The sequence below is a fragment of the Achromobacter ruhlandii genome, from assembly GCF_002082135.1.
Taxonomy (GTDB): Bacteria; Pseudomonadota; Gammaproteobacteria; order Burkholderiales; family Burkholderiaceae_B; genus Achromobacter; species Achromobacter ruhlandii.
Genome location: NZ_CP017433.1, coordinates 2,619,403 through 2,642,840 on the forward strand (window position 1 = coordinate 2,619,403; position 23,438 = coordinate 2,642,840).

The 23,438-nt window shown below is 70.8% G+C and carries 21 protein-coding genes; 9 read left to right on the plus strand and 12 right to left on the minus strand.

What is annotated here, in order from left to right; genetic code table 11:
* The first annotated feature begins 136 nt into the window (after nucleotides 1-136).
* Nucleotides 137-1,012, plus strand: coding sequence for a LysR family transcriptional regulator (locus tag AruCF_RS11805; RefSeq protein ID WP_006385087.1), 876 nt, complete (start codon nucleotides 137-139; stop codon nucleotides 1,010-1,012).
* A 76-nt stretch (nucleotides 1,013-1,088) separates the two neighbouring features.
* Here AruCF_RS11805 and AruCF_RS11810 read toward each other — a convergent pair whose 3' ends face one another.
* The 4 genes from AruCF_RS11810 to AruCF_RS11825 all read right to left on the minus strand — a co-directional run bounded on the left by AruCF_RS11810 (nucleotide 1,089) and on the right by AruCF_RS11825 (nucleotide 4,918).
* Complete coding sequence (locus tag AruCF_RS11810; RefSeq protein ID WP_054415551.1) at nucleotides 1,089-1,535, minus strand: universal stress protein; 447 nt, start codon at nucleotides 1,533-1,535, stop codon at nucleotides 1,089-1,091.
* A 133-nt stretch (nucleotides 1,536-1,668) separates the two neighbouring features.
* Nucleotides 1,669-2,355: a GntR family transcriptional regulator gene (locus AruCF_RS11815; RefSeq protein WP_063570137.1), complete on the minus strand. Its 687-nt coding sequence runs from the start codon at nucleotides 2,353-2,355 to the stop codon at nucleotides 1,669-1,671.
* A 152-nt stretch (nucleotides 2,356-2,507) separates the two neighbouring features.
* A complete protein-coding gene (locus tag AruCF_RS11820; RefSeq protein WP_063570138.1) occupies nucleotides 2,508-3,911 on the minus strand; it encodes a dipeptidase in 1,404 nt (467 codons plus the stop codon).
* Nucleotides 3,912-3,943: 32 nt separating this feature from the next.
* Nucleotides 3,944-4,918, minus strand: a complete 975-nt coding sequence (locus AruCF_RS11825) for a tripartite tricarboxylate transporter substrate binding protein (RefSeq protein ID WP_063570139.1) — start codon at nucleotides 4,916-4,918, stop codon at nucleotides 3,944-3,946.
* Nucleotides 4,919-5,051: 133 nt separating this feature from the next.
* Between AruCF_RS11825 and AruCF_RS11830 the strand changes: the two genes are divergently transcribed.
* Together AruCF_RS11830 and AruCF_RS11835 are read left to right on the plus strand one after the other, a co-directional pair.
* Entirely contained in the window at nucleotides 5,052-5,966 is a 915-nt protein-coding gene (locus AruCF_RS11830) for a LysR family transcriptional regulator (protein WP_063570140.1), read from the plus strand.
* Between the two features lie 212 nt (nucleotides 5,967-6,178).
* Nucleotides 6,179-7,222: a D-cysteine desulfhydrase family protein gene (locus AruCF_RS11835; RefSeq protein WP_063570169.1), complete on the plus strand. Its 1,044-nt coding sequence runs from the start codon at nucleotides 6,179-6,181 to the stop codon at nucleotides 7,220-7,222.
* Nucleotides 7,223-7,282: 60 nt separating this feature from the next.
* Here the strand turns inward: AruCF_RS11835 and AruCF_RS11840 are convergent, their stop codons facing one another.
* The 6 genes from AruCF_RS11840 to AruCF_RS11865 are packed head-to-tail and all read right to left on the minus strand — an operon-like array spanning nucleotide 7,283 to nucleotide 16,005.
* Entirely contained in the window at nucleotides 7,283-8,269 is a 987-nt protein-coding gene (locus AruCF_RS11840) for a tripartite tricarboxylate transporter substrate binding protein (protein WP_054415546.1), read from the minus strand.
* 60 nt (nucleotides 8,270-8,329) lie between these two features.
* Complete coding sequence (locus AruCF_RS11845; RefSeq protein WP_254431193.1) at nucleotides 8,330-10,309, minus strand: acyl-CoA synthetase; 1,980 nt, start codon at nucleotides 10,307-10,309, stop codon at nucleotides 8,330-8,332.
* A 17-nt stretch (nucleotides 10,310-10,326) separates the two neighbouring features.
* Entirely contained in the window at nucleotides 10,327-11,460 is a 1,134-nt protein-coding gene (locus tag AruCF_RS11850; RefSeq protein ID WP_063570142.1) for an acyl-CoA dehydrogenase family protein, read from the minus strand.
* Between the two features lie 9 nt (nucleotides 11,461-11,469).
* On the minus strand, nucleotides 11,470-12,666 hold the full coding sequence (locus tag AruCF_RS11855) for an acyl-CoA dehydrogenase family protein (RefSeq protein WP_054415542.1): 1,197 nt from the start codon (nucleotides 12,664-12,666) through the stop codon (nucleotides 11,470-11,472).
* 11 nt (nucleotides 12,667-12,677) lie between these two features.
* Nucleotides 12,678-13,859, minus strand: coding sequence for an acetyl-CoA C-acyltransferase (locus AruCF_RS11860; protein WP_054415540.1), 1,182 nt, complete (start codon nucleotides 13,857-13,859; stop codon nucleotides 12,678-12,680).
* A 25-nt stretch (nucleotides 13,860-13,884) separates the two neighbouring features.
* A complete protein-coding gene (locus tag AruCF_RS11865) occupies nucleotides 13,885-16,005 on the minus strand; it encodes a 3-hydroxyacyl-CoA dehydrogenase NAD-binding domain-containing protein (RefSeq protein WP_083036725.1) in 2,121 nt (706 codons plus the stop codon).
* Nucleotides 16,006-16,285: 280 nt separating this feature from the next.
* On the opposite strand from AruCF_RS11865, the gene AruCF_RS11870 reads away from it, so the two are divergent.
* The 5 genes from AruCF_RS11870 to AruCF_RS11885 all read left to right on the plus strand — a co-directional run bounded on the left by AruCF_RS11870 (nucleotide 16,286) and on the right by AruCF_RS11885 (nucleotide 20,338).
* On the plus strand, nucleotides 16,286-17,212 hold the full coding sequence (locus AruCF_RS11870; protein ID WP_059271024.1) for a LysR family transcriptional regulator: 927 nt from the start codon (nucleotides 16,286-16,288) through the stop codon (nucleotides 17,210-17,212).
* Between the two features lie 56 nt (nucleotides 17,213-17,268).
* On the plus strand, nucleotides 17,269-17,409 hold the full coding sequence (locus AruCF_RS29130) for a hypothetical protein (protein WP_156524698.1): 141 nt from the start codon (nucleotides 17,269-17,271) through the stop codon (nucleotides 17,407-17,409).
* Nucleotides 17,410-17,644: 235 nt separating this feature from the next.
* On the plus strand, nucleotides 17,645-18,943 hold the full coding sequence (locus AruCF_RS11875) for a hypothetical protein (RefSeq protein ID WP_063570144.1): 1,299 nt from the start codon (nucleotides 17,645-17,647) through the stop codon (nucleotides 18,941-18,943).
* Nucleotides 18,925-19,512, plus strand: a complete 588-nt coding sequence (locus AruCF_RS11880; protein WP_083036727.1) for a hypothetical protein — start codon at nucleotides 18,925-18,927, stop codon at nucleotides 19,510-19,512. The genes AruCF_RS11875 and AruCF_RS11880 overlap by 19 nt, the downstream gene beginning before the upstream one ends.
* A 94-nt stretch (nucleotides 19,513-19,606) precedes the next feature.
* The gene (locus tag AruCF_RS11885) at nucleotides 19,607-20,338 is read left to right on the plus strand and encodes a hypothetical protein (protein WP_063570146.1); all 732 of its coding nucleotides are present in this window, start codon (nucleotides 19,607-19,609) and stop codon (nucleotides 20,336-20,338) included.
* Nucleotides 20,339-20,362: 24 nt separating this feature from the next.
* On the opposite strand, the gene AruCF_RS11890 is transcribed toward AruCF_RS11885, so the two are convergent.
* Nucleotides 20,363-20,818 carry a DUF2000 domain-containing protein gene (locus AruCF_RS11890; protein ID WP_253184340.1) on the minus strand — a complete coding sequence of 152 codons (456 nt, stop codon included), beginning with the start codon at nucleotides 20,816-20,818 and terminating at the stop codon, nucleotides 20,363-20,365.
* A gap of 149 nt (nucleotides 20,819-20,967) precedes the next feature.
* Nucleotides 20,968-22,248 (minus strand): phosphopyruvate hydratase, encoded by a 1,281-nt coding sequence (eno, locus tag AruCF_RS11895; protein ID WP_063570148.1) that lies wholly within the window; start codon nucleotides 22,246-22,248, stop codon nucleotides 20,968-20,970.
* Nucleotides 22,249-22,470: 222 nt separating this feature from the next.
* On the opposite strand from eno, the gene AruCF_RS11900 reads away from it, so the two are divergent.
* Nucleotides 22,471-23,340, plus strand: coding sequence for a LysR substrate-binding domain-containing protein (locus AruCF_RS11900; protein ID WP_063581065.1), 870 nt, complete (start codon nucleotides 22,471-22,473; stop codon nucleotides 23,338-23,340).
* Nucleotides 23,341-23,438 lie beyond the last annotated feature (98 nt).

Consider the following 23,438-nt stretch of genomic DNA (forward strand, 5'->3'; position numbering starts at 1 on the left):
CGGACATTTTCGATCTATGAAGCATGGATAAGAAGTTGGAATCCATCTATAAAATAGATGCATCGGTGGCGACTCCGTCGCCCCGTGCGGCCGGCAACCGTTTTGAAGGCTTGCCTGGCCACGACTGGAGACAACCATGCACTGGACCCTGGAACAACTGCGGCACTTCGTGGCGGCGGCGGACGCCGGCTCGTTTTCGGCGGCGGCGCGCCAGGTGGGCCGGGCGCAATCGGCCGTCAGCACCTCGCTGGGATTGCTGGAAGCGGACCTGGGGGTGGAATTGTTCGACCGCTCGCGCCGCAATGCCACGCTGACCCGGGCCGGTGAAGTGCTGTTGCAGGAGGCGCGCGAGCTGTTGCGCCAGGCGGCGGGACTGGAGCAGCGCGCGCTGTCATTCGCGGCCGGGCAGGACGCGCACCTCAGCCTGGCGCTGGACGAGGCCTTGCCCGATCGGGTGCTGGGCGCGCTGGTGAAGGAGGTCTCGGCGCGCTTTCCCGCGCTGGAACTGACCCAGTTGAATGGCACGGCCACCGAAGTGGCGGACTATGTCTCGCAGGGGCGCGCCAGCGTGGCGTTCCATTACGATCGCGGCGATCCGGGCGCGGCCTTCGCCCATCGCTACCTGGGCGACGTGGGACAGGGCATCTTCGTGGCGCGCGACCATCCGCTGGCCGCGTTGCCCGAAGTCACGCGCAACGACCTGGCGCGCCATCGTCAACTGGTGATGCGGATGGAGGGGGTGGAGGATGTGGTGATGAGTCCGTCGGCGTGGCGTTCAGACAGTTTCTACAGCATCGCCGCCATGGCCGTGGATGGCTTGGGCTGGGCCATTCTACCGCTGAACATCGCCGAGTACGAGGGCTACCGCGAGGACCTGGCCAATGTGCCGTGCGTCGGCCTGTCGCTGCCGCCGCTGTCGGTGCGCACGCTCTGGCTGCAGGGCCGGACGCCGACCGCCACCGAGCGCTGGATCCAGGATCGCATGGAGCAACTGCTGCATCCGGCGGCCTGAGCGGGCCGGGCGGCCGGGCGACCGGCGCTGGCCGCCTGCGGAAGGCGACCGCGGCGGCGGCCCGAGCCCGGGCGCGTCAGGCCTTCTTGCGATACACCAGCACCGGCGTGGTGGAGTGCGCCAGCACCTTCTGCGTCTGGCTGCCCAGCACCACGGCGGCCATGCCGCGCCGGCCGTGCGAGGCCATGGCGATCAGGTCGCAATGGCGTTCGCGGGCGGTGTCGATGATGGCCTGGTAGGGATCCTCGTGGGTGGCGCGCAGCGTTTCGCAGGGCACGCCGGCCTCGCGCGCCTGGCTGGCGGCGGCGCTCAAGAGGCGTTCGGCCTGGGCGCGGATCTGGTCCTGGTAGTCGCTCAGGCTGTGGGCCACTTGCGCCGCGCCCATGGCGAAGACGTGGAAGGGTTCCTCGACGGTGAGGATGGTGGCCTTGGCGCCCAGCGACTTGGCCAGATCAAGGCTTTCGACCAGGGCTTCCGAGGACAATTGCGAGCCGTCCGTGGGAATGAGAATGTGCTTGTACATGGTGTCTCCCGTGTTTGTGCAGCGGCCGTCGCGACTTGCGACGGTTACGTAACACTGTATCGGTCGGGAGAGGGCGGCTACTTGAGCGGGATCAAACCTTGCGCGGGGTCAAACCGCCCCGCGCGGCCCCGCGTCACCTCAACAGCGCCGCGACCAGGTCGCCGCCCGCGCGGTCGCTTTCGCTGAAATCGAGCGCCGTCTGCACGTGTTCCAGGTGCTCGTCCATCAGCGCGCAGGCGCGGTCGACGTCGCCGGCGCGGGCCGCTTCGATGAAGGCGTGATGCTCGCGCGAGGAACAACTGGCATCGTGCGAGCTCTGGTACAGCACGGTGATCACGGCGCTGCGCGCCGACAGCTCGCGCAGCATGCCGGTCAGCACCGAATTGCCGACGGCCTCGGCCAGCAGGATGTGGAAGTCGCCCAGCAGGCGGTTGCGGGCCTGCACGTCGCCGCTTTCGACCGCGGCGCGCTCCTGGGCCAGGTGGGCGTCGATGCGGCGGTAGTCGGCCGCCGTGGCGCGGGTGACGAACTCGCGCGCCAGCGCGGCCTCGAGGATGCGGCGCACCGCGTAGACCTCGCGCGCCTCGTTGGCGTCGGGCTTGCTGACGAAGGCGCCCTTGTCGGGCACGATGTTGATCAGCTTGTCCTTGGACAGCATCAGCAGGGCCGCGCGGATCTTGGTGCGGCTGACCTTGTAGACGCGCGCCAGCGCCTCTTCGCGCAGGCGGGTGCCGGGCGGCAGCCGGTGCGCCACGATGGCGGCGGCGATGGCCTTGGCGATATCGTCGGCGCTGGGATCGGCGGAAACTTCCTGGGTCATGAAGCGCGGGGCGGAAAGACTGTATGGGCAGCCAGTCTATCAAAATCCCGGGCTGGCAACATTTATTGCATACGAAAATTGTTGGAGCCGCTGCTTCCTCCGCCGGTGATCCAGGGCCGCGCGGCCCGGGGCGCTGCCCGGGTCCGCCGCGCTCAGGCGCGGAACGCCGCCGGCCGGTACTGGCCGAGCGCGTCCAGCAGCCGCGTCCAGGCCTGCACGCCCTCGCGGATCGAGCCGATGCGGAAGAACTCGTTGGGCGCGTGCACGTCCTCGTCGGGCAGGTTGAAGCCGAACATCAGCGTGTCGATGCCGAGGGTTTCCTTGAACACCGACGTGATCGGCACGGAGGCCCCCAGCCGCACATGGATCGGATCGCGGCCGTCTTCGGTCCGCAGCACCGCCTGGGCCGCGCGCACCAGCGGATGGTCCGGCGCCAGCGTCGAGGCCGGCGAGCCGTCGTGCATCGCCACCACCTCCAGCGCGGCGCCGGGCGGGCAGTGCGCCCGCAGGTGCGCCAGGACCGCGCGGATCACCCGCGCCGGGTCCTGGCCTTCGACCACGCGCACGGTCAGCTTGGCCGAGGCCTCGCAGGCGATGATGGTCTTGGTGCCGGCGCCGGTATAGCCGCCCCACATGCCGTTCACATCCAGCGCCGGGCGCAGCGTGATGCGCTCGCGCGGGCTGTAGCCGGGCTCGCCATGGCTGGTCGCGCCCACGTCATCGAAGAACGCCGCCTCGTCATAAGGGAAGGCGGCGGTGTCCTGGCGCTGGCGCGGCGTGGGCGGCGCGGCGTCGTCGTCGAAGCCGGCCACCGCGACGCGGCCATCGGCCGCATGCAGCGTGGCCAGCAGCGCGGCCATGTCGTGCAGCGCATTGCGCACGCCGCCGCCATAGCGGCCCGAATGCAGGTCCTTGGCGGCCGTGCGCAACCGCACCTCCAGCGCCGCGTTGCCGCGCGCGCCGGTGTTGATGGTCGGCACCTGGGCGCTGGCGCGGCCGCCGTCGGCCGATAGCACCGCGTCGGCGGCCAGCAGGGCGCCGTGGCGCTGGATCAGCGCGCGCAGCGTCGGGCTGCCGGTTTCCTCTTCGCCCTCGATGAACACCTTGATGTTGACCGGGCAACTGCGCAGCGTGGCCAGGAAGGCGAACACCACCTCCAGCGCCACCGTGGTCGAACCCTTGACGTCGGAGGCGCCGCGCGCATAGAGCCGGTCCCCGACCTGGGTCGGCTCGAAAGGCGGGGTGCGCCACAGTTCCAGCGGGTCGGCCGGCTGCACGTCGTAGTGGCCATAGATCAGCAGCGTGGGCTTGCCGGGCGCGCCCAGCCACTCGCCGTAGACGGCCGGCTCGCCGCCGCCGTCCAGCAATTGCACCTTGTGCAGCCCCTCGCGGCGCAGCCGCTCGCACAGGAAATCGCGCGCCTGCGTCATGTGCGCGGCAAAGGCCGGGTCGGCGCTGACGCTGGGGATGCGCAGGAACGCCTTGAGCCAATGCGCGATCAGCGGCTGGCGTTCGTCGAGGTGCGCCAGCACCGGCTGGATGAGAGTGTCGGACATGCAGACTCCGTGGGAAGGAAGAGGGCGGCCGCTCATTCGGCCTGGAAACCGCTGCTGCGCACCAGCTCGGTCAGGCGCGCGGTCTGTTCGGCATAGAAGGCTTCGCTGGCGGCCAGGGTCTGCGGCTCGAACAGGATCTTGCCCTGGGCCAGCAGCGTCTTGCGCGCGGCGGGGTCGGCCAGCGACGCCTCGACCGCGGCGTGCAGCTTCTGCGCCACCGCTTCCGGCGTGCCCTGCTTGACCATGTAGGCGGTCCAGATGGTGTAGTTGAAATCCTTCAGGCTGGCGCTTTCCTGCACGCTCGGCACGTCGGGCAGCATCGGCAGGCGTTCGCGGTTGAGGGTGCCGATGATGCGGATGCGGCCTTCGCGCCGCAGGTCCTCGTAATTGGCCTGATAGGGCACGATGGCGAAGTCGATCTGGCCGCCGGCCATGTCGGTCAGCATCGGCGAGGCGCCGCGATAGGGGATGTGCGTCAGCGTCAGGCCGGCGCGCTTGGAAAGCGCCTCGGTGATGAGGTGGATCATCGAACCCGCGCCGCCCGAGCCATAGGTCAGCGGCGCGCCGCCGCGCCGGGCCAGCGCCACCAGTTCATCGACGTTGGCCACGCCCAGCCCGGCGCGCGTCATCACCACGTAGGGCGAGGTGGCGACCGGGGCGATCATGCGGAAGGCCTCGGGCCGGTAGTGGACTGACTTGTTGGTCAGGCCGGCCAGGATCAGTTCGTTGGGCGAGCCCTGGAACACGTAGTAGCCGTCGGCCCTGGCGCCCAGCACGCGATTGGCGCCGAGCACGCCGTTGGCGCCGCCGAGGTTCTCGACGATGACCTGGCCGCCCAGCGCCTGGGTCATCGGCCCCTGCAGCGCGCGCGCCGTGATGTCGCTGGCGCCGCCGGCCGGATACGGCACCATCAGCGATACCGGCCGGGCGGGGTAGTCTTCGGCGGCGGCGGTGCCCGTGGCCAGCAGGGCGAGGGTGGCGACGGCGGATAACAGCAGTGTCTTCATCGGAGTCCCTTGGGTGTTGTGTGTTTTCCGGAATGCTAGAAGCGCTGTTTTCATCTGTCCAATCGATTGATTGACTGATTACAATGCGTTTTATGCATGATTTTTCGCGGCGCGGCCGCGTCCCGGAGATTTCATGAATCTGTCGCAACTGGCCCATCTGGTGGCGCTGCTGGAGACCGGCTCGTTCACCCGGGCCGCGGAATCGCTGCACCTGTCGCAGCCCGCGTTCAGCCGCAGCATCCAGCTGCTGGAGGCCGAGCTGGGGGCGCCGCTGGTGGACCGCATCGGCAAGCGCAACGAGGCCACGCCGCTGGGCCGGCAGGTGGCCGCGCGCGCCCGCCGGGTGCTGGCCGAGGTGCACGAGATCCGGCGCGAGGCCGAGCTGCTGGCGCAGGGCGAGGCCGGCGCGGTGGCGCTGGGCCTGGGTGCCGCGCCCGGCGCGCTGTTGAGCGTGCCGCTGATGCGCCATGTGATGGACGCCTATCCGCGGCTGCGCGTGCGCCTGTCGCGCGGGCCGACCGACGCGCTGCTCGCCGGCCTGCGTGAACGCGCCCTGGACGCGCTGGTCGTGCACGTGCGCACGCTGGACGACGACGCGGACCTGGACGTGGCCGCCATGCCCAGCCTGGCGTCGGGCTTTGTCTGCCGCCCGGACCATCCGCTGCTGGCGGGCCCCGCGCCGTCGCTGTCGCAGGTGCTGGCGTATCCCGTGGTGTCCACCGGCCTGTCGCCGGAGATCCGGCGGCGCGTCGCGGCGGCGCGGCCGGACGGCTTCGAACTGCACATGGAAAGCGAGGACATCGCCGGCCTGCTCGATATCGCCGCGCGCTCCGACGCGCTCTATCTGGGCGTGCTGGCGTCGGCCGCCGGGCGGGTTGCCGAGGGCCGCCTGGCGCGCCTGCCGCCGCCGCCGGATTTCGACATCGCGGCGCATTTCGCCTTTGTCACGCTGCGCGGACGCAGCGAAAGCCCGGCCACCCGCATCGCGCGGGAGTTCTGCTTCGAGCAGATGGGGCGGGCCGCGCAGAGTTCGGCCGCCGAGGGCTAGGGCCGGTTCACACGGCAAGCAGCCTCGCGCAGGTCCGGGGAGGCGCCTCGCCGCGTCGACGACCCCTGGCGCGACGGATTCATGCCGCTTTGTGCACAATCGGCACGCCAGCCCTGATCAATCGCGCGGCCGTCTTGGCGTATCCTCCTGCGGTCGGCGCCTCGCGCCAGCGGCGCGCGCCGCCGGCCATGCCTTTCTCCCTGGAATTCCCCATGCCCACTGGCCTTTCGTCCGCGTTGCAGCGCTTTCCCCGTCATCCTTTGCTCGACGGCCCCACGCCGATCCAGCGCCTGGCCGGGCTGGAGGCTGCCCTGGGGGCCGCAAGCAACGGCGTGCGCCTGTACGTCAAGCGCGACGATCACATGTCGCTGGGTGGCGGCGGCAACAAGCTGCGCAAGCTGGAGTTCCTGCTGGGCGAGGCGCGCGCGCAGGGCGCCGATACCGTGGTGACGGTCGGCGGCCTGCAATCGAACCACGCGCGCCTGACGGCGGCGGCCGCGGCTCGCGCGGGCATGGCCTGCGAGCTGGTGCTGGGCCGGGTGGTGCCGCGCGACGACGTCGATTACGAGGAAAACGGCAACATGCTGCTGAACCGCCTGTTCGGGGCGACGGTGCATGCGCTGCCGGTGGGCGCCGATGCCATGGCGGCGGCGCTGGAGCGGGTGCGCGCGCTGGAGCTGGCCGGGCGCCGCGTCTACCTGGCGCCGCTGGGCGGGTCGACGCCCGTCGGTGCGCTCGGTTACGCCGCCTGCGCGTTGGAGATCCTGGCGCAGTCGCGTGAATTGGGCGTGGATTTCGCCCGCATCGTGGTGGCCAACGGCAGCGCCGGCACCCATGCCGGCCTGGCGGCCGGGGTGGTCGCGGCGGGCCTGCCCGCCAGCCGCGTGCAGTCCTTCACCACGCTGGCCGACGCGCAGGTCGCGCATGCCAAGACGGTCGACCTGACCGCCGCCACGCTGGCGCTGCTGGCGCAGGGCCAGGCGGACGACGTTGCGGCGCCGGCGCCCAACGACATTCTGGTCGATGGCAGCCAGCGCGGCCTGGCCTATGGCGTGCCCACGCCTGCCATGCTGGAGGCGGTCGGCCTGCTGGCGCGCAGCGAAGGGCTGCTGCTCGATCCGGTGTATTCCGGCAAGGCCTTCGCCGGCCTCCTGGCCGACGTGCGCGCCGGCCGCCACGCGCCGGGCAGCGACGTGCTGTTCGTGATGACCGGCGGCGCGCCCGGCCTGTACGCCTATAAGTCCGCGTTCCAGTGAAAAAACGGGCCGGCCGCCGCGAGGCGACCGGCCCGTCCAGGACGGAGCCTGGGGGCGGTGTCAGTCCTTGGCCATCAGCCCCAGGTACTCGATCAGCCCCTTTTCCTTGACGTAGGTCGCCTGGGCCCAGGCCTTGTAGTCGGCGCTGTCGCGATAGGCGGGTTCCTGGTTCAGCTGTTTCATGACCTCGATGCTGGCCGGGTCGAACAGCGCCTTCTTGAAGGCGTCATGCAGCGTCTTGACCACCGCCGGGTCCATGCCCTTGGGGCCGGCCAGGCCGTAGGGCGAGGTCGAGACGACCTTGTAGCCCAGCTCCTGCGCGGTCGGCACGTCGGGCCAGCGCGTGGTGCGCTTTTCGCCGAACGTCACCAGCAGCCGCATCTTGCCCGAATCGACGAACTGGTCCCAGCCGGTGGCGTCGCTCTGCGCCATCACGTGACCGCCCAACAGCGCCTGCTGCATGTCGGCGTTGCCCTTGTAGGGCACGTGGTTCAGCTTGACCTTGGCGTTGATGGCCACTTCCTCGATCAGCAGGTGCGGCGACGAGCCCACGCCGGTCGAGCCGTAGTCGATGGTGCCCGGATGCTGGCGCGCGGCCTCGATGTACTCATTGAAGGTCTTGTAGGGCGAGTCGGCGCGCACCGTGAAGCCGAAGGTGTAGCCGGACAGACCGATGATGAAGGTGAAGTCGTTGATCGGGTCCCATGAGGTCTTCTGCATGTACGGCATGCGCAGCATGGCCAGCGTGTACAGCGCGACGGTGTAGCCGTCGGGCTTGGCGGTGCGCGACATGGTCGCGGTGCCCAGCGTGCCGCCCGCGCCCGGGCGGTTCTCGACGATGACGGGCTGGCCCAGGTACTTGGACGCGTCCTGCGCCACGATGCGCAGGTGGCGGTCGGTGGAGCCGCCGGCCGGGAACGGCACGATCAGCGTGATGGGCTTGGTGGGAAAGGCGTTTTGCGCCGACGCCGCGGGCGCCAGCGCGCCGCCGGCCAGCGCCAGCAGCAGGGCGCCGAGGCAGGCGCGGCGCAGGGGTTGGTGGGCCATGGGGCTTGTCTCCGATGTGATTATGGTTTTGTGTGTCGTGGCTGTGTTGTGAGGCGCCGGTCAGCCGCGCAGGGCGACCTTGACCGGCAGTCGTTGCAGCGCCTCGCGCAACTGCTCCTTCAGCGGCGCGGGGGTGGTGGCGTCGGCTTCTACGGCGACGTCGGGCTGCGCGTCGGACAGCACGCGCAGCAGGGGACTATCCGGCGGCAGGCCGGCCTGTTCGAGGACGCGCTCGACCACGGCGCGCGCCGAGACCGCCGTCGCCAGGCGGCGCAGGTCGGGCTTATAGATCTTGCCGACGTTGGTCATGGGCATCTGCTCGAGCACGATCACGCGCTTGGGCCGCGCCGGCGCCTCGTCGACGTGGGCGGCGGCGTAGGCGATCAGCTCGGCCTCGGAGACCTCGGCATCGTCGGCCAGGGTCACGAAGGCGATCGGCAGTTCGCCCGCGTACGGATCGGGCGCGCCCACCGCGGCGCAGATACGCACCGCCGGGTGCGAGGCCAGCGCATCCTCGATGGTCTTGGGATCGATGTTGTGGCCGCCGCGGATGATCAGGTCCTTGGCGCGGCCCTGCAGGTGCAGGCGGCCCTCGCTGTCCAGGTAGCCGACATCCCCGCTGATGAGCCAGCCGTCCTCGGTGAAGGCGCGCGCCGTGTCCTCGGGGTCGAGAAAGCCGGGGATCACGTTGGGCGACTTGAACAGCAGCATGCCGGCCTGCCCGGGCGGCAGGTCGCGCGCCGGCTGGCCGGCGGGCGCGTCCAGGCCGACCACGCGCACCTGCACATAGGGCAGCGGAAAGCCCACGCAGTTGACCGGAAAGTGAGATCCGGGCGGCGTGATCGAGGTGATGCCGGCCATTTCCGTCATGCCCAGGCTTTCGTTCACGTGCAGGCCGAACAGACGCTCGAAGCGCGCCGCCAGCTCCGCCGGCAACGGCGCGGCGCCGGTGCGGCAGTAGCGCAGCGACGAGATGTCGGCGCCGTCCAGCGGGATCTCGGCCAGCGCCGCCAGGATGGTGGGCACGCCCTGCAGCGAGGTGGCGCGATGCCGTTCGACCAGCCGCCAGTAGTTGCGCAGCACCTCGCGGTTGCGCAGCAGCAGCGTGGTCGGGATCACGGTCTGCACGCCGGCCGACAGCGCCGCCAGCGAGGCCGGCAAAACGCCCGCCACGTGGAACAGCGGATAGCCGTTGATGACCACGTCGCCGGGTCCCGCGCCCTGCAACTGCACCGCCGACCAGGCCGTGAAGACCTGGTTGGCGTGGGTGTGGATGGCCAGCTTGGGCGCGCCCGTGGTGCCGCCGGTGTGGAAGTAGGCGGCCACATCGTCGGCGCGGATCACGCGGCCGCTGACCAGCCGATCCGACGGCTGGTCAGCGCGCGCGCTGTTGAAGTCGAGCGCGAAGTCGGGCAGCGCCGGGCGTTGCGACGGCGGCTCGTCGTGCGGCGCGACGCGCAGCAGCGTGCGCAGCGTCGGCACCCGCTCGCGCAGGCGCAGGGCCTTGGACCAGGACTCGCATTCGGTGTCCGAGCCGTAGGCGATCAGCACCTTGGCGCCGGCGGTGGTCAGCAGCGAGGCCAGCTTGTCGTCGGTCAGCAGCGGGTTGAGCGGTTGCACGATGCCGGCGGCCTCGCCGCCCCACAGCGCCAGGTGGTATTCGAGGCAGCCGGGCAACAGCACGCCGACGGCGTCCGTCGGGCCCAGCCCCAGGCTGTGCAGCAGGTTGGCGGTCTGGTGGATGCCGGCCAGCAGGTCGTTGTAGCGCCAACTGATGGCCGGCTCGTCCGGATCGGCGCTGCGCAGGAAGGTCAGGGCCAGGCGGTCGCCGAAGGCGGCGGCCGAGTTGCGGAAGATCTCGTAGGTGCTTTGCACCGTCAGCGTCTCGGCCAGCGGCCGCGCCGCCAGCCGGCGCACGTCGTCGATGGTGCGTACCGGGAACGGCGCGGCGAAGGGCTGGCCCAGGGGCGCGGCGTTGGGGGCATCGATGGGTGAGTCGATGGGTGAGTCGATGGGGCGGTCTGTAGGGGCCTGCGTCATGATGCCGTCCTCGCCGCTTACGCCCGCCCCAGCGCGATGTAGCGCCGCAGGTGATGGTCCTCGTCGCCCAGCTGGTGGTCGATCATGACCAGCCGCTTGGCGTAGTGCGCCAGCGGCAGCTCCCAGGTCATGCCGATGCCGCCGTGCAGTTGGATGCTTTCCTCGGCCACCAGCGTGCCGATGCGGCCGATGGTGTACTTGGCGGCCGACAGCGCGCGTTCGCGCGTGGCGCGGTCGGGGTGGTCGAGCGCGGCGGCGGCGTTGATGACCGCCGAGCGCGCCTGCTCGATCTCCAGCAGCACGTCGGCCATGCGGTGCTGCAGCGCCTGGAAGCTGCCGATCGGCACGCCGAACTGGCGCCGCGTGCGCAGGTATTCCAGGGTCGCGTCGCGGGCGCAGTCCATCGCGCCCACGGCCTCGGCGCACAGCGCCAGGATGCCGCGGCCGGTGGCGTGTTCGAGCAGCGCGTGGCCCGCGCCGGCCTCGCCCAGCAGGCTGTCGACGCCCAGCGCCACGTTCTCGAACGTGAGTTCCGCGGCGCGGCCGCCGTCGATCAGGTCGTAGCCGCGCGCCGTCACGCCCGGGGTGCCGGCGCTGACCAGGAACAGGCTGATGCCGGATTCGTCGTCCTCGGCGCCGCCGGTGCGCGCCGACACCAGGAACAGGTCGGCATGCTCGCCCCCCGTCACCACGGCCTTGGCGCCGTTCAGCGCCCAGCCGTCGCCGCTGCGCTCGGCGCGGGTGCGCACGTCGTTCAGGGCGTAGCCGGAGGTGGGCTCGGCCGCGGCCAGCGCGGCGGTGATGCCGCCCGCGATCAGGCCGTCCAGCGCCTCGCGTTGCGCCGGGCTGCCGGCGCGGGCGATGGCGCTGCCGACCATCAGCGCGTCCAGGAAGGGTTCCAGCACCAGGCCACGGCCCAGCGCCTCGAACACCACGCTGATGTCAAAGCCCGCGCCGCCCAGCCCGCCGTGTTCCTCGGCGAACAGCGCGCCGATGGCGCCCAGTTCGGCATAACGGCGCCAGAACTCGGGGTTATAGCCCTGCGCCATCTTGGCGTGGCGTTCGCGCGTGGCGAAGTCGTATTGTTCGGCGACAAAGCGGCGCAGCATGTCGGAAAGCATGCGCCGGTCTTCGGTGTGTTCAAAGTTCATGGCCGGCCTTTACAGTCCCAGGATCATCTTGGAGATGATGTTCTTCTGGATTTCGTTGGAGCCGCCGAAGATCGACAGCTTGCGGTTGTTGAAGTACTGCGCCGCGGCGCTGTCGGCGCCTTCCGGGCCGATGGGCGCGGCGTCGTAGCCGTCGTGCAGGGCCTCGGCCACGAACGGGCGGGCGTAGGGCCCCATGGCGCGGCGGTTCAGCGCGGTGATCTCCTGGCGGATCTGGGTGCCGCGGATCTTCAGCATCGAGCTTTCGGCGCCGGGCGCGCCGCCGCCGGCCACCGCCGCCACCACGCGCAGGTTGGTGGTGCGCATGTTGGCCAGTTCGATCTCCACCCGCGCCAGGCGCGCGGCGAAGTCGGGATCCTCGGCCAGCGGGCGGCCGTTCTTCTTCTGGCTGGCGGCCACCGCCTTCAGGCGTTCCAGCGCGGCGGTCGACTGGCCGACGCCGGCGATGTTGGTGCGCTCATAGGTCAGCAGGTACTTGGCGCAGGTCCAGCCGCGGTTTTCCTCGCCCACCAGGTTCTCGACCGGCACCCGCACGTCCGAGAAGAACACCTCGTTGACTTCATGCTCGCCGTCCAGCGTGATGATGGGGCGCACCTGCACGCCCGGGCTGGCCATGTCGATCAGCAGGAAGCTGATGCCTTCCTGGCGCCGGCCCTCGTTCGAGGTGCGCACCAGGCAGAAGATCATGTTGGCGTACTGGCCCAGCGTGGTCCAGGTCTTCTGGCCGTTGACGACGTAGTGGTCGCCGTCGCGCACGGCGGTGGTCTTGACCGAGGCCAGGTCCGAGCCGGCGCCGGGTTCGGAATAGCCCTGGCACCACCAGTCCGAGCCGTCCAGGATGCGCGGCAGCCAGTGGCGCTTCTGCGCCTCGTTGCCGTACTTGATCAGCACCGGCCCCAGCATGCTCAGGCCGAACGGCACGATGCGCGGCGCGCCGGCCAGCGCGCACTCGTTGTCGAAGATGAACTTCTGCGTGGCGCTCCAGCCGGTGCCGCCGTATTCCACCGGCCAGTGGCTGGCCAGCCAGCCCTGGCGGTTGAGGATGGCGTGCCATTCGACCATGTCGGCGCGCGCCAGCAGCTTGCCCTGCGTGACCTTGGCCGACAGCCGCGCCGGCAGGTTGGCGGCCAGGAAGGCGCGGACCTCGTCGCGGAAGGCGTTTTCTTCGGGGGTGAATTCCAGATCCATCGGGCGATTCCTCAGTAGATTTCGAACAGGCCGGCCGCGCCCATGCCGCCGCCCACGCACATGGTGACGACGGCGTAGCGCGCGCCGCGGCGGCGGCCTTCCAGCAGCACGTGGCCGGCCAGGCGGGCGCCGGTGACGCCGAACGGGTGGCCCAGCGCGATCGAGCCACCGTTGACGTTCAGCCGCTCCATCGGGATGCCCAGGCGTTCCTGGCAGTACAGGGCCTGCGAGGCGAAGGCTTCGTTCAGTTCCCACAGATCGATGTCGTCGACCTTCAGGCCGTGGCGCGCCAGCAGCTTGGGCACGGCGTAGACCGGGCCGATGCCCATTTCATCGGGTTCGCAGCCGGCGATCGCCAGGCCGCGGAACGCGCCCAGCGGGCGGATGCCGGCGCGTTGCGCCTCGGCCGCTTCCATCAGCACGCAGGCGGCGGCGCCGTCCGACAGCTGCGAGGCGTTGCCGGCGGTCACGAACTGGTCCGGGCCGCGCACCGGGGCCAGCTTGGCCAGCGCCTCGTAGGTGGTGCCCGGGCGGTTGCAGGTGTCGTGGTCCACCGTGACCTCGCGTTCCGACACGGCGCCGGTGGCGCGGTCGGTGACGGCCATGGTGGTGGTGACGGGGATGATCTCTTCGCGGTAGCGGCCGGCGGCCTGGGCGGCCTCGGTGCGCGCCTGGCTCTGCGCGGCGAAGCGGTCCTGCGCCTCGCGGCTGATGCCATAGCGCGCGGCGACGATGTCGGCAGTCTCGATCATGGGCAGGTACAGCTCGGGCTTGTTGGCCACGATCCACGGGTCCATGCCGCTGACGCCGTCGTCGCGGGTGCGGATCTGCGACACCAGCTCGACGCCGCCGGCGAGCATGGCGGGCGCGCCGTCCATGACAATGCGCGCCGCGGCCGAGGCGATGGCCTGCAGGCCCGAGGCGCAATAGCGGTTGACGGTGGCGCCGCCGACGCTGACCGGCAGGCCAGCGCGGATCACCGCCTGGCGGCCGATGTTGCGGCCGGTGGCGCCCTCGGGGTAGCCGCAGCCGATGAAGGCGTCCTCGATCAGGGCGGGGTCGATGCCGCTGCGCTCGACCGCGGCGCGCACCGCGTGGGCGGCCAGGGTCGGCCCGGCGATCAGGTTGAATTCGCCGCGCTGCGCCTTGGTGATGGGCGTGCGGGCGGTGGAGACGATGACGGCTTCGCGCATATCGGTTTCCGTTGGGTGAGTGGGGTCAGGCGGCCTGGTTCAGGCTGGCGAAATCGCGGCCGGATTCGGCCAGTTCCACCAGCAGCGGCGACGGCTTCCAGAACGCGGGGTCTTCCTTGGCAAAGGCGCGGATGTCGGCCAGCACGTTGGCCAGCCCGACGCGGTCGGCGTAGTGCATCGGCCCGCCGCGATAACGCGGAAAGCCATAGCCCGACAGGAACACCATGTCGATGTCGGAGGGCCGCAGCGCGATGCCCTGGTGCAGCACGTTGGCGGCCTCGTTGATCATGGCCGCCAGGTAGCGGCGCTGGATGTCCTCGGCGCTGAACGGACGGGGCGTCACGCCCGCGCGCTGGCGCTCGGCGTCGATGATCGCCAGCACTTCCGGATCAGGCGTGCCCTGGCGGGCGCCATCCGGATACAGGTAGAAGCCGCGGCCGGTCTTCTGGCCGAACCAGCCGCGCTCGCACAGGCGGTCGGGAATCTGCACGTAGCGCAGCGCCGGGTCGCGGGTGGCGGCGCGGCGCTTGCGCGTGGCCCAGCCGATGTCGCCGCCGGCCAGGTCCACCATCTGGTACGGACCCATGGGATAGCCAAAGTCGCGCACCGCCGCGTCGATCTCATAGGGCGAGGCGCCGTCCTCCATCATCATGTCGGCCGCCTGGCGATGCACCGCCAGGATGCGGTTGCCGATGAAGCCGTCGCAGACGCCGGCGCGCACCGGGATCTTGCGCAGGCGGCGCGCCAGCTCGAAGCCGGTGGCGACGGTGTCGGCGGCGGTCTGGCGGCCCACCACCACCTCCAGCAGTTTCATAATGTTGGCGGGCGAGAAGAAGTGCAGGCCCAGCACATCGGCGGGGCCGCGCGTGGCCTGGGCGATGCGGTCCACGTCCAGGTAAGAGGTATTGGTGGCCAGCACCGCGCCCGGCTTGGCGACGCGGTCAAGCTGCGCGAACACCGCCCGCTTGACGTCCATGTCCTCGAACACGGCCTCGATGATCAGGTCGGCCTCGCCCAGCGCGGCATAGTCGGTGGCGCCGGTGAAGCGCGCCAGCCGGGCGGCGCGCTCGTCGGCGCTCATGCGGCCCTTGCCGACCAGCAGGTCGTAGACGTGTTCGACCCGCTGGCGGCCACGCGCCAGCGCGGCCTCGTCCTGTTCCACCATGACCACCGGCAGGCCCGCGTCCAGCACCGCCACGGCGATGCCCGCGCCCATGGTGCCGCCGCCGATCACGCCGACGCTGTCGAGCCGGCGCGGCTTGGCCTGCTTCAATTCAGGGATCTTGGCGGTCTCGCGTTCGGCGAAAAAGGCGTGGATCAGGCCGGCGCGCTGCGGGCTGTCCAGGCATTGCAGGAACAGCGCGCGCTCGGCGCGCAGGCCCTCGTCGAAAGGTTGTTCGACGGCGGCGCGCACGGCGTCCAGGATCTTCGCGGGCGAGAACAGGCCGCGTGTGCTGGCGGCGATGCGCTGGCCGGCGGCGTGGATCGCGGCCAGCGAGGCGGCCTTGTCGGCCAGCGCTTGGCCGTCGCGGCTGCGGCGCGGCTTGGCGCCCTGCGCCAGCAGGCGCCGGGTGTAGTCCAGGCCGGCGGCCAGCGGGTCGGCGCCGCTGGCCTGTTCATCGGCCAGCCCGGCCGCGACGGCGGCCTGCGCCGTCATCGGCTTGCCCGACAGCATCAGGTCCAAGGCCGCAGCCGCGCCGATCAGGCGCGGCGTGCGCTGCGTGCCGCCGGCGCCGGGCAGCAGCCCCAGCGTCACTTCGGGCAGGCCCAGCTTGGCGTTCGGCAAGGCCACGCGGTAATGCGCCGCCAGCGCCACTTCCAGGCCGCCGCCCAGCGCGGCGCCGTGCAGCGCGGCCACCACCGGCTTGGCGCAGGCCTCGATCTGGTTGCACACGTCGGGCAGGGCGGGCGGACGCGGCGGCTTGCCGAATTCGCGGATGTCGGCGCCGGCGATGAAGTTGTTGCCGGCGCCGGTCAGCAGCACGGCCCGCACCTGCGGGTCGCCGCCGGCCTGGTCGATGGCGCGCGCCAGGCCCGCGCGCACGTCGGCGCTCAGGGCATTGACGGGGGGATGATCGATGGTGACGACGAGAACGTCGCCGTCGCGGCGCGTGTGAACGGCGCCGGCGGGTACGCTGGCTGTCATGGGACAGTGTCTCCGGTAGGGTCGCCGCCCGCGCCGGCCCGGGCCGGCACGGCGGCATCGCAGAGCGGGGCTCTGGCGAGGCCGGCGCGCCCGGGGCGGACGCGGCGCAGTCGCGGCGCCTGGCGGGCCAGGAACGGCCCGTCTTGTATCCGTCTATTCTTTCCCAGCAAAGAAGTCTTGACAATGGCATCCATAATTGACATTGACGATAAAAAAATTGACAATCGGCTGCGGGCGCCGCGTTGCAATGAAGGAATGCCGGCCCCTCGGGAGATTCGACATGGATACGAAGGCGTTGACCCTGCTGGTGGAGATCGTGGACGCGGGCAACCTGAGCGAGGCGGCGCGCCGCCTGAAGATGACGCGGGCCAATGTCAGCTACCACCTGACCCAGCTGGAACGCGCCGTCGGCATGCAGCTGCTGCGGCGCACGACGCGCCACGTCGAGCCCACCGAGATCGGCCTGAAGCTGTACCAGCACGGCCGCAGCATCCAGGACGAACTGGCGGCCGCGCGCGAAGCGGTCGAATCCCTGGGCAAGACGCCGCAGGGCAAGGTGCGGCTGAGCGTGCCCAGCGGCTACGGCCAGTTCGTGATGACGCCGTGGCTGCTGGAATTCAAGCGCGCCTACCCCGACATCGTGCTGGACGTGCTGTTCGAGAACAGCGTCGACGACCTGTTGCGCGACGAGGTCGACATCGCCGTGCGCATCATGTCCGAACCGCCGCACAATCTGGTGGCGCGCGAACTGGGCCAGGTGCGCTACGTGGCCTGCGCTTCGCCCGCCTTCGTGCGCGAGCGCGGCCTGCCGGACAAGCCGGCCGACCTGGCGCGCCTGCCCGTCATCAGCGCCGCCGTCATCGGCCGGCCGCTGCGGCTGTCGGCGTATTACGGCGGCCAGCCGCGCCAGCACGTGGTGCTGGAACCCACCATCATCTCGCGCAACTACGCCTTCCTGCGCGACGCCATGCTGGCCGGGCTGGGCATCGGCGTGGTGCCGGACTACGTGGTGCACGACGACATCGCGCGCGGCGATTTGGTCGCCGCCTTGCCGCATTGGCGGCTGAGCATCTTCGGCCGCGCGATGTACATGCTGTACATGCCCAACCGCCACCACCCGCGCGCCATCGCGATGATGATCGAGTTCATCCAGCAGCGCGCCCAGGCCGCGCACGAAGGACGGCCCGGACTGCTGGGCGCGGCCTAGGACCGGCTTTCGGCGGCGCCCGCCGGGGCCGCTGTCGTCGGGCGAGTTCCCCATCCATGATCGGCATGCGCTCTGCGCGGATACGGTGCGTCGCGGACGACCTGAAGGGCTTTTTCCAGGCCGTGATGCGGGCCGACGCCATCCCGCGCGCGCTCGGCCCGGGCTACGCACCGATCCCGGCCACCTTCGAACCGTGATGACGCCCGCCAGGCGCGAGACGCGTGCCGCAAGCCGAACCCGGCGCCACGGACCTGGCCTCCGCGCGGAAGTTTGACAAAAAGAAACATAATGATAAAAATGCCGACCATTCCCGCGCCGACTGGCGCCGGGAGTCCCCGGCCGCGGCCAGGGCGGCCTTGACCGCCTCTTGCCCATCGCGCCTGGCGTAGGCGTTGTTCCGATCCATTGCGGGCCTTTTCTTGCGGAGCAAGTATGGCTTTCGTGTTCATGCGCCGGATATGGTCCGGCCTGCGGCGTCCGGACGGCGCCGCGTTGCGGTGGGGCATGTTGGGACTGGCGGCGATGTTGGCGGGGTGCGCGGGCAGCGAGCCGCGCATCGGCGACGCCTACACGGTGCATACCCCGATCTACGCCGACAACCGCATTTTCTATCTCAAGCCCGGCGACGATGAGCGCGCGCGCGTGCTGGAGCAGGCCGGCGCGCCGGCCTCTTCCGACGCGGAACAGCTGCTGGCGGTGCCCGCCAACGCGCCGCTCTCGATCATGATGCGGTCGGTCGAGATCCCGGCGCTGAAGGACGCGGCCGGCGTCAAGACCGCCGGCATCGACGGCCCGGCGGACTACGCGGTCATCCTCGACATCGCCGCCAGGGACGACGGCAGCAACCAGTCCATCGTGGTCTGGTACCAGCGCGGCGTGCAGCCCGATCAATCCCTGAACTTCTCCAATCTGCTGGTGTATTACGTGCAGCGCTGGGACGAGCGCGTGGCGCCGTCGTTCCGGCTGCGCGTGATGGACGTCACCACCGAACGCAACGCCGAGACCCTGCGCGCGCTGCAACGGGCGCAGGGCGTGGCCAACGGCGCGGCCAGCCTGGCCAACAATCCGCTGGTCTCGCCGCTGGTGGGGGTGGCCTTCACCGCCGCCGAGCTGGTGCTGGCGAACCAGCGCAACCGCATGGTGCTGGACTACAGCGTGCAGCTGTATTCGCAGTCGGCGGTGAGCCAGTCGGCCGGCTCCAACCTCGGCCTGCTCAAGCAGGGCACCTATGTGGTGGTGGGGCGTCCGGTGGCCGGCACGCGCGCGTTCTGGGAAAAGGCGCTCACCTACAACACCCGCACCAACCAGGTGATGGACGGCGCCGAGCCGCTGAACGTGCCGACCGCCCTGGTGTCGGTGGGCACTTTCGAGAGCATCGTGCCCAAGTCGGTGCTGGAAAAGTCGGTGGCGCTGACGGCGCTGCTGAGCAAGGTTGGCGCCAGCGCCTCGGTCGAGCAGGTCAGCGACGCGCAGGGCCGGCTGCAGGCCGCGCTGACCGCCTACACGCTGGGCGAGCGGCTGGCGCGCTATCGCGACCAGAAGACGCTGGACGAGATTTCGACCAAGCTGGCCGACGATGATTTCTCCAAGTCCCTCGGCAGCGAGGAAGCCTTTCTGCTGCTGCGCGGCCTGAACGCCTGCTATCGGTTGAAAAAGCCGCTGGCGGATCTGGAGGAATTCCGCACCTATCACGACAAGCCGGAGGGCCAGGCATGCGCGGCCAGATCCTAGCGCCGCGCGCCAACGAGGGCGGCGGCTTCCTGCGCTGGTTGCCCCGGTTGTTGTTGCCGGCCCTGGCCGCGGTGCTGTTCGGTGGCTGTGCGTCGACCGCCGGACAGGCCCGGCTGACGGCGCCGGCGCCGGCGGGCATCGCGGGTCCCGGACCGGTCACGGTGCCGGCTTCGTGGACGGCCGCCGCGACGCCGATGCCACGGCTGTTCTCGCATCGACTGCTGGTGCCTCCGCTGCAACTGGTGCAGATCGCTTTCTCCGCCGAGACCCCGACCGTGCTGGCGGCCATGCAGCGGTTCGCCGCCGCCGCGCCGTCGGCGCTGGAGGCGCGCGGCCTGTTGCGGGCCCGGACCCTGATCGAGCCGGACTCCGGCTGGCTGACGCTGATCGCCCGCACGCAAGGCGTGGACTGGGTGTTCGGCCTGCAGTTCAGCGCCGACGGCGGCGGGCTGCTGACGTTGCGGCTGCGCACCGCGGGCGCCGGCAATATCGACAATCCGCGCCCGCAGGAAATGGACGCGCACATCGCCACGCTGGCGGCGCTGGCGCCGGGCCTGCTGGCCGATTGAGCGCGGCCCGGCGGGCGCGCGTCTCTGGTATAAGGCCTGGAGTCGCCATCGGCCGCGAGGCCGACGGTCCGGACCTGACCGAGAGAGGTACACCTTGCCACATCCGCCCACCGCGAGCCGCCTGTTGGCATTGACGGCCCGCCAGTTCACCGCTCAGGTGCCCGCCATGGTCGCCGCCGCGCCGTGGGCCTGCGTGCTGTTCGCGCTGTCGCTGCCGGGCGCGTTGCTGCTGAACCAGGCGGGCGGTCCGCGCGAAGCCTGGTTCCTGCTGGCGGCGGTGGTCAATCTGCTGGCCCTGGCGCGCGTGGCGCTGGCATGGCAGCGCCAACTGGCGGGCGTGCCGCGCCAGGCGCCCAGCCTGGATGGCGCGCAGGCCCGGGTGCTGGCCCTGGTGTTCGCGGCGATCGTTGCGATCGCCGCGCTGAAGTCGATCAGCGGCAGCCTGACGCTCTCCCTGTATTTCCAGATGCCGAACACGCCCAGCACGGTGTTCCTGGCCATCGCGTTGCTGTTGCTGATGATCCTGTGGCTGCCCATGACGCACTTGCTGGGATCCTGGTCCCTGGCCCTGCCGCAGGCCGCTCTGACGGATGGCTATGGCTGGCGGCGGTCGCGCCAGGCGCTGCGCGGCGCGGTCTGGCCGTTCGCCGCCGTGCTGCTGTTGCTGACGGGCCTGACCGAGGTGACCGGCGCCGCGTTGCGCCGGACGCTGGTGTTGTGGCGCGCCGACGCCATCATCACGGCGGCGGGCGGCCTGTTGCTGACGCTGGCGCTGCTGCTGTTCCTGTCGATCCTGTGCGCCACCGCGTACCGCGAGCGCGCCTGAGCGGTGGCGCCGGCGCGCGGGCGTTCAACGCAGCATCGGCAGGCTGCCGGTCAGCGCGTTGATCCAGCGCTTGGCGCCGGCCAGGCCGACGCCCAGCAGGGGCTGGTCGCGGTGCGAGGTCTCGCGGTGCCGCGCCCAATAGTGGGCGGCCTCATGGATCTCGCGGGCATAGGCCGGAAACACGGCCAGCCGCGCGTCCTCGGGCGGCGGCTGCGTCAGCCGCTGACGCAATTGCGCCATCCGCACCGCATCGGCCGCCAGCACGATGATGGGCAGGTGCGAGATGGCCGACGAGGCCATGCCATCGGGGTCGCGCAGCGGCGCGCCGGCCCAGCCGGGCAGGGCGGCCGCGAGGCCCGCGGCCAGGCAGGCCGAGACGTTGGCGGCCTGGCCCACGCCGAGCGTTGCCGCCAGCACGATCACGATTTTCTCCGGCACGGCGGGCGCGGACGGGACGACAGGGGCGGTGGGGACGGACATGCGCGGTTCCTCGGCAAAAGCCGCCATCGTCGGCGTTGGCGGCTGCCCTGTCTTGAACGCCAGTGAACGGGGTCAGGCCGCCGCCAGCCGCGCCAACGCCGCCGCGGCGCCGGTCAGGTCCGGCAGTACCGTGGCGCCGCGCTCGACCTTCAGCCGCGCCGCGCCAGCGCGCCGGCGCCGGCATAGACGGCGGCCGCGCCCAGTTCGCGCTCGATGCGCAGCAGGCGGTTGTACTTGGCGGTGCGGTCGGCGCGCGACAGCGAGCCGGTCTTGATCATCCCGCAGTTGGCCGCCACCGCCAGGTCGGCGATGCTGGTGTCCTCGGTTTCGCCGGAGCGGTGCGACATCACCACGCCATAGCCGGCGCGGCGCGCCAGCGCCAGCACCTGGGCGGTCTCGCTGAGCGTGCCGATCTGGTTGATCTTGACCAGGATGGCGTTGCCGATGCCCTGGTCGATGCCGGCCTGGAACAGCCGCGGGTTGGTGCAGAACACATCATCGCCCACCAGCTGGCAGGCGCCGCCGAGCGTCGCGCCCAGTGTCTTCCAGCCGATGATGTCGTCCTCGGCCATGCCGTCCTCGATCGAGACGATGGGGTAGTCGCGCACCAGCCCGGCCAGGTACCGCACCTGCTGTTCGGCGTCGCGCAGCAGGTTCTCGCCGTGGTAGCGGTAGCCCTCCGGGCCATGGAATTCACTGGCGGCCGGGTCCAGCGCCAGCGCGATGTCGGCGCCAGGGCGCAGGCCGGCGCGCTCGATCGCGGCCATGATGAAATCCAGCGCTTGCGGGGCATTGCGCAGCATCGGCGCGAAGCCGCCTTCATCGCCCACGTTGACGTTGTGGCCGGCGGCCTTGAGCGCCAGCCGCAAGGTGTGGAACACCTCCGCGCCCATGCGCAGGGCTTCGCGGAAGCTGTCCGCGCCCACCGGCAGGATCATGAATTCCTGGAAGTCGAGCGGATTGTCGGCGTGCGCGCCGCCGTTGATGATGTTGATCATGGGCACCGGCAGCGTCTGCGCCTGCACGCCGCCGATGTGGCGCCACAGCGGCAGCCGATGGCTGTGGGCGGCCGCGTGCGCCACCGCCAGCGACACGCCGAGCAGGGCGTTGGCGCCCAGCCGGCTTTTGTCGGGCGTGCCGTCCAGTTCGATCATGATCTGGTCGATCCGGGCCTGCTGATCGGCCGGCAGGCCCAGCAGGGCGGCGCGCAGCTCGGTATTGACCGCGCCGACCGCGCCCAGCACGCCCTTGCCCAGGTAGCGGGCGGCGTCGCCGTCGCGCCGCTCCAGGGCCTCGCGCTTGCCGGTCGAGGCGCCCGACGGCACCAGGGCCAGGCCCTGGGCGCCGTCGTCCAGGCGGACCTCGACTTCGACGGTGGGATTGCCGCGGCTGTCCAGGGCTTCGTGGGCGGCAAGATGGGTGATGTGCATGAAGGGCTCCGCAGTGACGGAAATATCGTCAGTTAATTCAAACAATGGGGCAGGGCAAGGGACGCGCCAGAGGGCTGACCCGCCGCGCCGATCCACGCAGTGATTCGGTGGTGAGACACGTGATGCAGGCCCAATGACAATGCCGCCATGCTAAAAACAAGGCCAGCGTCCGACAATGCAGTTTTTCTGCGGATATGTCAGTTTTCCTGACGAATGAAGCTCATGCGCCAATTACCGCCTTTGTCCGCCGTCCGCGCCTTCGAGGCCGTTGCCCGCAGCGGTTCGGTCACGCGCGCCGCCCAGGAGCTGTGCCGCAGCCACGGCGCCGTCAGCCGCCACCTGCGCCTGCTGCAGGAGCACGCGGGCGCGGCGTTGCTCGAAAAGGACGGCACCGGTCTGCGCCTGACGCCGGCCGGCACGGCCTTCTATGCCTCCGTGCGCGCCGCTTTCGATCAGCTGGAACACGCCTACGAGCGGCTGGCGCGCGAATCGCAGGCGCCGGGCCTGCATGTGGCCTGCAGCGCCACCTTCGCCATGCGTTGGCTGGTGCCGCAACTGGCCGTCTTCTACCGCAAGCATCCCGAGATCCGCATCCGCCTGTCGATGACTTCCGCGCGCGAGATGCGCAACGAGGGCGCCGACCTGATCCTGGCCTGGGACCTGTCCGCTTATGCCGAAGCCGACCGGGCACGGGCGCTGGCGTTGGCGCCGGTGCGCTTCGGCGCGGTCTGCACGCCGGCCTATGCGCGCAGGAAGCCGGCCACGCGTACCCGCATCGCGCATGAATACACCGCCAGCGCCTGGAACCAATGGGAGGCCATCACCGGCCAGCCGGCGGCGCGGGGCGGCACGCTGGCGTTTCCGCACACCCACCTGTGTATCGAGGCGGCCCTGTCGGGCCTGGGCGTGGCGCTGGTCGAGCGGCGGTTGATCGCGCGCGAACTGCAGGACGGCCTGCTGGTGGCGCCGTACGGCTTCGTGCCGTTCGAGGGCGGCCTGCGCGCGGTGCCGGCGGCGGGGCGGGCGCGCACCGCCCATGCCGACGCGTTCATCGCCTGGCTGCGCGGCGCGCTGGCCGACGCCGGTGATTGAGCCCGGCCCGCGGCGGGCTTGGTATGCTGGACGGGCATTCCCGCAGGAGACTCCATGACCGATACGCCGCAATCCGCCAGCCCGTCCGCCAAGGCGTT